The following is a 9,373-nucleotide window of genomic DNA, read 5'->3' on the forward strand; positions in this document are numbered from 1 at the left end:
TGCATGTTTCATGCGCTCATGCAATGAACGAAGCTTGGCGCCGTCCCTTGCCCCTGCCGGGGGTTCATTGTTCGAAAACCCAGCAATTGGCTTTCGTCCGCGGCGCGGGCCAAGCCCTTATTTTTTCTCGAGGGGGAAGTCGGCCCGAAGGTCCGGCACCGTCCTCCACCCCCTGCTTCGCAGCGATTGCCGCCGGCGCGAATTTCTTGATTATTAAGTTGACTCTTTTTGTCCGGTTTGACTAATTGCGCTCGCGCAGGGCCGGAAAGTCACCGGTCGAACGGCTCGATATTGGTCTGACAGGGAATAAGAGATGACGATTGGTCGACAGGCGTTGTTGCGCACTCAGGCAAGGCGATTGATTGCGAGCAGTGCCTTGATAGCGGCATCTTTTGGAGCGATGGGAGCCGGCCGGGCCCAGGACGTTTCGCCGGACGATGCAACTCAACTGGAAACGATCGTCGTCACCGGCAAGTCGGACCGCGTTGTCGGGCCCGATCAAACGATCGTCGCCGAGGATACGGCGACCGGCACGAAGACCGATACGCCCATCGTCGACGTCCCCGCCTCGGTTTCAGTTGTAACCCAGAAGGAACTGGAGGCACGCCATGTCGAAAGCCTCCAGCAGGCCGTGGCCTACACATCCAGCGTCCTCACCGACGAGTTCGGCAATGATGACCGATACGACTATATTCGTATCCGCGGTTTCGACCAGACATCGCTCGGTACTTATCGCGATGGTCTCACGGCGCGCATCCCCGCTTGGTTCACGGCCAGCCGTCTCGAGCCTTACGGACTTCAGCGCGTGGAGGTCCTGAAGGGATCGACATCGACGCTTTTTGGTCTCAACGGCCCTGGCGGACTGGTCAATGCCATCACCAAGCGGCCGCTGGACCAGAAGCAGGGGGAGATTTACACGTCCTATGGCGACGGTACCAAGGAGGTTGGCGTTGATTTTGGCGGACCGATCGACCCCGATGGCGTGTGGACCTATCGGCTCACCGGGCTGGCCAAGGATGGCGATCAAGGATGGGATTATTCCAACGACGATCGGCTTTACATCGCGCCCGCGTTGACCATCAAGCCCGAGGAAGGAACGTCGCTCACCATCCTGACTGACTATTACAAGCGAGATGGGACAGGCGCACGCGGCACCCCGGCTGGCGGCAATATCGACGTCGGCACATTCCTGGGCGAGCCGGATTTCAACCGCTTCAACACGGAGCAGGTCGATATCGGCTACCAGTTCGAGCACGAGTTTAACGAGAACCTCACCCTCCGCTCCAATGCCCGCTACACGCATTTGAGCCTCGACTACGCCGAGGTCTACGGCGCGTCGCTTGACCCCACGGCGGATCGCACGGCATTTTCCGTCCATGGCGTGTCCAACCGCTATGCCTTCGACAATCAGTTGCAATACGATACGGGCTGGGACGGGATCGACAGCAAGACGCTTGTCGGCGTCGACTACGCCAACGACAACACCCGCGAAAACATCCTCTTCGGCACCGCCGGTCCCATCGACATCGACAATCCGACCTATTGCGGTCTGTCCTGCATCAATCTCGGCCCCTACGTGAACTGGCGGGTCAAGCAACAGGCGGTCGGTGTCTATGCCCAGGAGCAATTGACGTTTGACGACCGCTGGATCGTCACCCTGGGCGGGCGCTGGGACCGCGTGCATACGACGGCGGACTATCTCGACTCGGGAACGCAGGACGATGACACGGCATCCGCCTTCACCAAGCGCGCCGGCCTGACCTACAAATTCACCCCGAACCTCGCGGTCTACGCCAACTATTCGGAAAGCTTCCAGCCGCTCGTGGCGCCAAGTGCCAACGGATATGCGGTCTCGGGTTCGCTGAAGCCTCAAGAGGGCAAGCAGTATGAGGCAGGCATCAAGTACAAGCCCGACGGCTTCGACGGCCTGTTCACGGCCGCGGTCTTCGACCTTACCCAAACCAATGTTCCGACCTATGTCACGCCTGTTGTCCAGCAGCAGATCGGCAAGGTCGGCGTCCGCGGCATCGAACTCGAGGGCAAGGCCGCCATTGCGGAAAACCTGAACCTGACACTTGCCTATTCCTACTGGGATGCCGAGATCCTGGAAGACGGTATTGGCGGAAATGCCGGCAATCGGCCGCAACGTGTCCCTCGCCACCTGGCTTCGGCCTGGGTTGATTATACGCTTCCCGAGGAAGGACGGCGTGGCGACCTGACCATCGGCGGAGGCGTGCGCTATATCGGGCAAACTTACGGGGATGACGCGAACACGACTTCGATTGGCGGCTACGCACTGGTGGATGCGGCGATCAGCTACAAGATGACCAAGGACGTGACATTGGCCCTGAACGCAACGAACCTGTTTGACCGGAAGTATTTGACAACCAGCTATTACGGAACCGAATTTTACGGCGACCGGCTGAAAATCGTCGGCACGCTCAAACATTCCTGGTGATTTTTTGAACGCTAGTTTCGAAGCGGATGGCATTCGAAAAGAGCCACACGCATCCGGTGATGCGTGTGGTGATCGTCGACGGTTCACATCCCCGTCAGATCGCTCATCAGCCCCGACGCCACCGACAGCCGCGACACGGTGATGTCGCCGCCCTCGGTCAGTGCCTGCAGCCGCTCGCGGATGCGCGCCACCCGCTCGCCGCCGGCGTCCAGCCAGGCAACCACCGGATCGGCCGTCTTGGCGTGGCCGGTGAGTGCCGCCACCGCGATGCCGCGCCGTGCCGCGCCGATCGTGTCGGTGGCGCGCGACAGCGCCAGTTGATCATAGTAGTCCGAAGGCGTGATCGAGCGTGCGGCGTCCTCGACACGCGGGATGCGGAAGGCATCGCTGACGGCGAAGAACGCCTTGGCCGCGGCGACGATATCGGCGCCGGCGGTGCGCGCCGTCAGCGCGATGTCGGGGACAAGTTCCGCCACCTCGCTGAGCGCCAGTTGCCCGGCCAGCCCTTCCGGCGCGCCGCTCTTGAACAGCCCGTGCCGCTTCTCCTCGATGCGCTCGCGCGAGAAAGCCGGCAGCAGCGAAACAAGCTTGGGTTCCAGCGCCTTGCGTGCTTCCTGCAGCTCGGCGATGCGCTGGCCGAGGGGTGCCGTGCCGGCATCGTTCTTGAGATACCAGCCGCTGGTCACGTAGATCAGCCGGCTAACCATCTGATAGAGATCGAGCTGCACCTGGCCGTCGATCTGGTTGTCGAGCGCGTCGATCTCGCGATAGAGCCCCGGCAGCGCAAAACCGTCGCGCACCACGGCGAAAGTGCGCACGACATCGGCGGCGGTGCGCCCCGTGGCTTCCTGCAGCCGGTTGACGAAGGATGGGCCGCCGCGATTGACCAGATCGTTGGCGACGACGCGCGTGATGATCTCGCGGCGCAGCCGGTGGCCATGGATCTCAGTGGCGTATTTCTTCGCCATCCGGTCCGGGAAGTAGCCCATCAGGTCGCGATCGAAATGCGCGTCATCAGGCACGTCGCTGGCGACGATGTCGGAAAACAGCACGATCTTGGCATAGGCGAGCAGCACGCCAAGTTCGGCCCTGGTCAGCGGTTCGCCGCGCGCCTCGCGCTCGGCAAGCGATGCCGGCGACGGCAGCGTCTCCACAATGCGGTCAAGCAGGCCGCGCGCCTCCAGCGCCGTCATGAAACGGCTCTGATGCGCGATATCGGCGAGGCCGCGCTTGCGGGCAATCGAAAGCGCCAGCGTCTGCTGGTAGTTGTTGGACAGCACCAGCGAACCGACCTCGTCGGTCATCTCGGCCAGCAGCTTGTTGCGTGCCGGGCGCGTCAACGACCCCTTGCGCATGGCGGACGCCAGCGCGATCTTGATGTTGACCTCGACGTCGGAACAGTTGACGCCGCCCGAATTGTCGATGGCGTCGGAATTGCAGCGGCCGCCATTTAGGCCGAACTCGATGCGCGCCCGCTGCGTGACGCCGAGATTGGCGCCCTCGCCGATCACCTTGGCGCGCACGTCGAGCGCGGTGATGCGAATGGCATCGTTGGCGCGGTCGCCGACCTCGGCATTGGTCTCGGTCGATGCCCGCAAATAGGTGCCGATGCCGCCGAACCACAGAAGATCGACCGGCGCCTTGAGGATGGCGGTCATGATCTCGACCGGCGTGGCGGTGATCTTGGCCAGGCCGATCGCCGCCGCCGCCGCCGACGGCAAGGTGATCGACTTCTGGTTGCGCGAGACGATGATGCCGCCTTCCGACAGTTTCGTCTTGTCATAGTCCTGCCAGCTCGAACGCGGCAGCGCGAACATGCGCTCGCGCTCGGCCATCGAGGCTGCCATATCGGGATCGGGGTCGATGAAGATGTCGCGATGGTCGAAGGCGGCGATCAGCCGGGTTTTCGGCGACAAAAGCATGCCGTTGCCGAACACGTCGCCCGACATGTCGCCGACACCGACGACGGTGAAGGACGAGGTCTGGATATCGCGGTTGATCTCGCGGAAATGCCGCTTGACCGCTTCCCAGGCGCCCTTGGCGGTGATGCCCATCTTCTTGTGGTCGTAGCCGGCCGAGCCGCCGCTGGCGAAGGCGTCGTCGAGCCAGAAGCCGTGCTTCTCCGAGATCGCGTTGGCGGTGTCGGAGAAAGTCGCCGTGCCCTTGTCGGCGGCAACGACGAAATACGGATCGTCCGGGTCGCGTCTGATGACGCCGGCCGGCGGGATGACACCGTCGAGACCGATATTGTCGGTGATCGACAGCAGGCTGGAGACGAAATTCTTGTAGGCCGAGGTGCCGGCCTCGAAGATCGCGTCGCGACCGGCGCTCATCGGCAGCTTCTTCGGATAGAAGCCGCCCTTGGCGCCGACCGGCACGATGACGGCATTCTTGACCTGCTGTGCCTTGACCAGGCCGAGCACCTCGGTGCGGTAGTCCTGGGCGCGGTCGGACCAGCGCAGGCCACCGCGCGCCACCGGGCCGAAGCGCAGATGCAGGCCTTCGACCTCGGAACCATAGACGAAGATCTCCCGCCACGGTCGCGGCGCCGGCAAGCCCTCGACCGCGTGCGAATCGAGTTTGATCGCCAGCGACTGGCCTTTCTCTTTCGTATCGGCAACGAAATGATTGGTGCGCAGCGAGGCTTCGATCAGATTGAGATAGCGCCGGATGATGGTGTCGTCGTCGATGTTGGGAACGTCTTCCAGCGCATCCTTGATCTTGGCCTTGAGGTGCTTTGCCGCCACCACGCCTTCGGTCTCGGCTGTCGGGCCAAGCCGGGCGATGAACAGCGCATGCAGGCCACGCGCGATGTCGGGATAGCGATTGAGCGCGGCGGCGATGAAATCCTGGCTTTGCGGAATACCGACCTGCTGCAGATAGCGGCCATAGGCGCGCAGGATGGTGATCTCGCCAGACCACAGGCCGGCGGTCTGGGCGAGGCCATTATAGCCGTCATTGTCGACGTCGCCGCGCCAGACGGAGAGGAATGCGTCCTCGAACAGCGCGCCGCCATCGGTCAGGTCGATCGGCTTGCCGTAGCTGTTCTCAAGCTCCATGTCGTGAATAAAGACTAAGCTGGACTGGTCATCGCCAACCTCGAAAGTGCGCTCGCTGATGACGCGGAAGCCGATGTTTTCCAGCACCGGCACCCGGCGCGACAGCGCCACAGGACTGCCGTGGTGATAGATCTTCAGCGCCGCCTGGTGCGGCTTCTGCTCGGCGTGGCGATAATAGTCGATGGCAATCGGATTGCCGGCGCTGATCCTGGCGATACGCCTGGCATCGGCCAGCGCCACCGCCGCGCTGAACGAATCGCGGTAGCTTTCCGGCAGCCGCGCGGCAATCGCCTTCAAAGCCTGGTCGCCGCCACTGGCCTCGGCCGCATCGGAAAGGGCGTCCTCCCAGGTACGCACGATGTCGCGGATCGCCGCCTCGATCGTCGCTTGCTCGACCTTCGGCGTCTTGCCGCCGGAGCGGCCGATGATGAAGTGCACACGCGCCAGCCCGCCTTCGGGGAAGGCCGGGTAATAGGCCGACAGCCGGCCTTCGAACATGGTCTTCAGATAGAAGCCGATCTTCTCGCGCACCACGCTGTCGTAGCGGTCGCGCGGCACAAAGACGAGGATCGAAACGAAGCGGTCGAACTGGTCGGCGCGCACCAGCGCCCGCACCCGCGGCCGCTCGACCAGGCCGAGAATGGCAGCGGCATGCTTCCTCAGGACCGGCACGGGCACCTGGAACAGTTCGTCGCGCGGATAGCTCTCCAAAACGTTGATCAGCGCCTTGCCGGAGTGATCGTGCCTGTCGAAGCCGGACTTGGCGATGATGGTTTCGGCTTTTGACCTGAGATACGGGATCTTCATCACCGAGCGCGTGTAGGCGGTCGAGGTGAACAGGCCGACGATGCGCAACTCGCCCGCGAGCGTACCCTTGGCGGTGTAGGTTTTGATGCCGATGTAATCGAGATAGATGCGGCGGTGCACGGACGACTTGGCATTGGCCTTGGTGACGATCAGCGGCTCCGGCCCATGCAGGAAGGCGCGGATCTCCGGCGTCGTCGTCACCGCTTCGGTGCCGCGCCTGAGCACCAGCACGTCGGGGTCGGACAGGATGCCGAGGCCGGGCTTTTCGGCGCGCTCAAGCGTGCCGCTTTCCTCGCCGCCGGTGTATTTGAACTCGCGCATGCCAAGGAAGGTGAAATTGTCGTCGCGCAGCCATTCCAGGAAGGCGAGGGCCTCGGCAACGCTCTTCTTGTCGAGCGGCACGGCCGTATAGCGGAATTCCGAGATCGCCTGATCGAGGCGGGCCAGCATCGGCCTCCAGTCGTGAACGGCGGCATGAACCTGGCCAAGGATCTTGCGCAGCCGCTCGCTCAATCCGCTCGCCTGCTCGGATGTCAGCCGTGGGATGTGGACATGGATGACGCTCAGCCTGTCGTGGCTGCCATCGTCCTTGGCGAAATTGCCGTCGCCGAGGATTTCTTCCACGCCGCCCTTGCCGTGGCGCACGACGATAACCGGATGAGTGACCAGGGTCGGTTCGCCCGATGTCTCGGTGATCTCGCCGAGGATGGAATCGAACAGGAACGGCATGTTGTCGTTGACGACTGTGACAACCGTCATCGGGCGGCCGTCTCGCACAACACCCGAATCGGCATCGACGGCGACGACGCACTCGCCTTTCCTGTGAGTGGCGACTGCCTGGCCGGCGAGATCGGCAGCGCGTTCGAGGTCGGCCACCTCATAGGTGGCGATGTCTTCAGCCGGCGCGCGGGCGAGCAGATAGTCGGCAAGCCTGGCTGGCCTTTCCTCCGCTTTTGTCGCTGCCGTGGCTTTTTTCTTCGGCTTGCTCGCGGATTTCACGCTGGCCATGACGCACGTCCCTCCCGTCGAATGCTTTTACGACTATGGTAGCAGATGACCGCTGTTTGGCGACAAAGGTTTGACGGCTTGCCAAGAATTATCGGAATTTGGCGACAAGATGCCGCGCAACGAGGAGAAATGACCCATGACCGGCAAAATCACCGCGCTTGACCTTGGCCAGGCAGAGCTGAGCGACGCGACAAAAGCCTATTTCGCCAAATGCGAGGAGAAGCTCGGCCTCGTCCCCAACGTGCTCAAGGCCTACGCCTTCGACGACAAGAAGCTGCGCGCTTTCACCGACATGTACAACGATTTGATGCTGGGTGATTCCGGCCTCTCGAAGCTGGAGCGCGAGATGATCGCGGTCGTCGTCTCCTCGATCAATCATTGCTACTATTGCCTGACCGCGCATGGCGCGGCGGTACGTCAGCTGTCCGGCGACCCGGCGCTCGGCGAAATGATGGTGATGAATTTCCGCGCCGCCGATCTTTCGCCCAAGCAGACCGCAATGCTCGAATTCGCCGTCAAGCTGACGGAAGAACCGGCTAAGATCGTCGAGGCCGATCGGGCCACCCTTCGCAAGGCCGGCTTCACCGACCGTGACATCTGGGACATCGCCTCGACATCAGCCTTCTTCAACATGTCGAACCGGGTGGCTGCGGCAATCGATATGCGGCCGAACGACGAATACCACGCCATGGCGCGGTGAGGCGCGGCAGCTGGGCCAGGTCGAGCGTTATATTAGCAGTTTCGCATTCTCGTTGCTTGTTTGCCGGTTTGGTCCGATGATCGGCAGGCGGCATGACCCCATGCCGGTTCGATGCCGCTCACCAAGGGAGGAGAACATGGCGAAGTATCTCTACGTCTATCATGGCTCGGGCAAGATGCCGACCGACGAGGCCGAGCGGAAAGCCGCAATGGACGCCTGGAACGGCTGGTACGGCAAGCTCGGCTCGGCCGTGGTCGACGGCGGCAATCCGGTCGGCATGTCGAAGATGGTGCTGCCCGGCGGCAAGGTCGAGAACAATGGCGGCAGCAATCCGACCGCGGGCTACACGATCGTCGAAGCGAAAGACATCGACGAAGCCGTCGCCAAGGCCAAGGATTGCCCGATCCTGATGGATCCGGGTTTCAGCGTCGAAATCGCGCCGATCCTTGAAATGATGTGACGGGTTAGGACCGCGCCGCGATCGCGGCCGCCGCGCCGGCCATCGTCGTCGCGCTGACACGGTTGGCGATCTTCATGGCCCGCTTGCTCTTCAAAAGCTTGCGCGCCTGCGAAGCGGCGAGCACCCAGGCGAGATCGATGGCGACCAGCACCACGGCCATGGTCGCCGTCAGTTCGACCCAGCCGACGATGCTGACCGAAGCGAGGTCGATGATGGTCGGCAGCAGCGCCAGGTAGAACATCATGATCTTGGGATTGCCGAGCGTCACCGCCATGCCGGCAAAGAACAGCTTTGCCGGAGAATCCTCGCGCGGCATCTCGCCCTCTTTCGCGTCGACAGGGGCGGTCCACATCTTCCAGGCGAGATAAGCGAGATAGGCAACGCCGGCCCACTTCACCACGACGAAGGCGAAATGGAAGGTCTGCGCCACGACAGCCAGCCCGAACACCGCCAGCGACAGCCAGATGCCCTCGCCGATCCACATGGCGAGCAGGAACGGGAACACGTCGCGAAAGCCCTTCGAGATGACGCGCGCGACAAGCGCCGCGATCGATGGCCCGGGCGAGCCGGCGGCAACGAACAAAGCGGCGGCGAAGATGAGCAGCGAGGTGAGGTGCATGGCCAGGGTCCCTGGTTGGGGCTCGATCAACCACAAATACTCGACAGCTGCGGCTCTGGCAAAGGCAACCCGATACGGGCCTTGCGCTGACATACCAAGGCTTGGGTTCCTCGCCCCCGCAAAGCGGGGGAGAGGTGGCCGCGAAGCGGTCGGAGAGGGGGCCTGCGGCGCTGGTGAGTTTGCTCCGAATGCTTGGAACGCCGAGCCTGCCCCCTCTCCGTCTCGGCTTCGCGGCGCCACCTTGTATCTACACGAGAGAGAT

General features: G+C 62.8%; 5 protein-coding genes. 3 read left to right on the forward strand and 2 right to left on the reverse strand.

All coding sequences use genetic code 11. From position 1 onward, the window contains the following. Positions 1 to 313: 313 nt before the first annotated feature. A complete protein-coding gene (locus NKJ37_RS05300) occupies positions 314 to 2,458 on the forward strand; it encodes a TonB-dependent siderophore receptor (RefSeq protein ID WP_352773057.1) in 2,145 nt (714 codons plus the stop codon). Between the two features lie 83 nt (positions 2,459 to 2,541). Here NKJ37_RS05300 and NKJ37_RS05305 read toward each other — a convergent pair whose 3' ends face one another. Further along, on the reverse strand, positions 2,542 to 7,332 hold the full coding sequence (locus NKJ37_RS05305; protein WP_352773060.1) for an NAD-glutamate dehydrogenase: 4,791 nt from the start codon (positions 7,330 to 7,332) through the stop codon (positions 2,542 to 2,544). Between the two features lie 136 nt (positions 7,333 to 7,468). Between NKJ37_RS05305 and NKJ37_RS05310 the strand changes: the two genes are divergently transcribed. Further along, positions 7,469 to 8,032: a peroxidase-related enzyme gene (locus NKJ37_RS05310; RefSeq protein ID WP_023811730.1), complete on the forward strand. Its 564-nt coding sequence runs from the start codon at positions 7,469 to 7,471 to the stop codon at positions 8,030 to 8,032. Positions 8,033 to 8,168: 136 nt separating this feature from the next. Then, positions 8,169 to 8,492, forward strand: coding sequence for a YciI family protein (locus NKJ37_RS05315; RefSeq protein WP_352773063.1), 324 nt, complete (start codon positions 8,169 to 8,171; stop codon positions 8,490 to 8,492). 4 nt (positions 8,493 to 8,496) lie between these two features. On the opposite strand, the gene NKJ37_RS05320 is transcribed toward NKJ37_RS05315, so the two are convergent. Then, complete coding sequence (locus NKJ37_RS05320; protein ID WP_023811728.1) at positions 8,497 to 9,111, reverse strand: LysE family translocator; 615 nt, start codon at positions 9,109 to 9,111, stop codon at positions 8,497 to 8,499. Positions 9,112 to 9,373 lie beyond the last annotated feature (262 nt).

The organism is Mesorhizobium sp. M0140, from assembly GCF_040322475.1.
Lineage (GTDB): Bacteria > Pseudomonadota > Alphaproteobacteria > Rhizobiales > Rhizobiaceae > Mesorhizobium.

Coding starts and splice junctions, on each gene's coding strand:
- NKJ37_RS05300 (WP_352773057.1), top strand. CDS start 314: ATGACGATTGGTCGACAGGCGTTGTTGCGCACTCAGGCAAGGCGATTG.
- NKJ37_RS05305 (WP_352773060.1), bottom strand. CDS start 7,332: ATGGCCAGCGTGAAATCCGCGAGCAAGCCGAAGAAAAAAGCCACGGCA.
- NKJ37_RS05315 (WP_352773063.1), top strand. CDS start 8,169: ATGGCGAAGTATCTCTACGTCTATCATGGCTCGGGCAAGATGCCGACC.
- NKJ37_RS05320 (WP_023811728.1), bottom strand. CDS start 9,111: ATGCACCTCACCTCGCTGCTCATCTTCGCCGCCGCTTTGTTCGTTGCC.
- NKJ37_RS05310 (WP_023811730.1), top strand. CDS start 7,469: ATGACCGGCAAAATCACCGCGCTTGACCTTGGCCAGGCAGAGCTGAGC.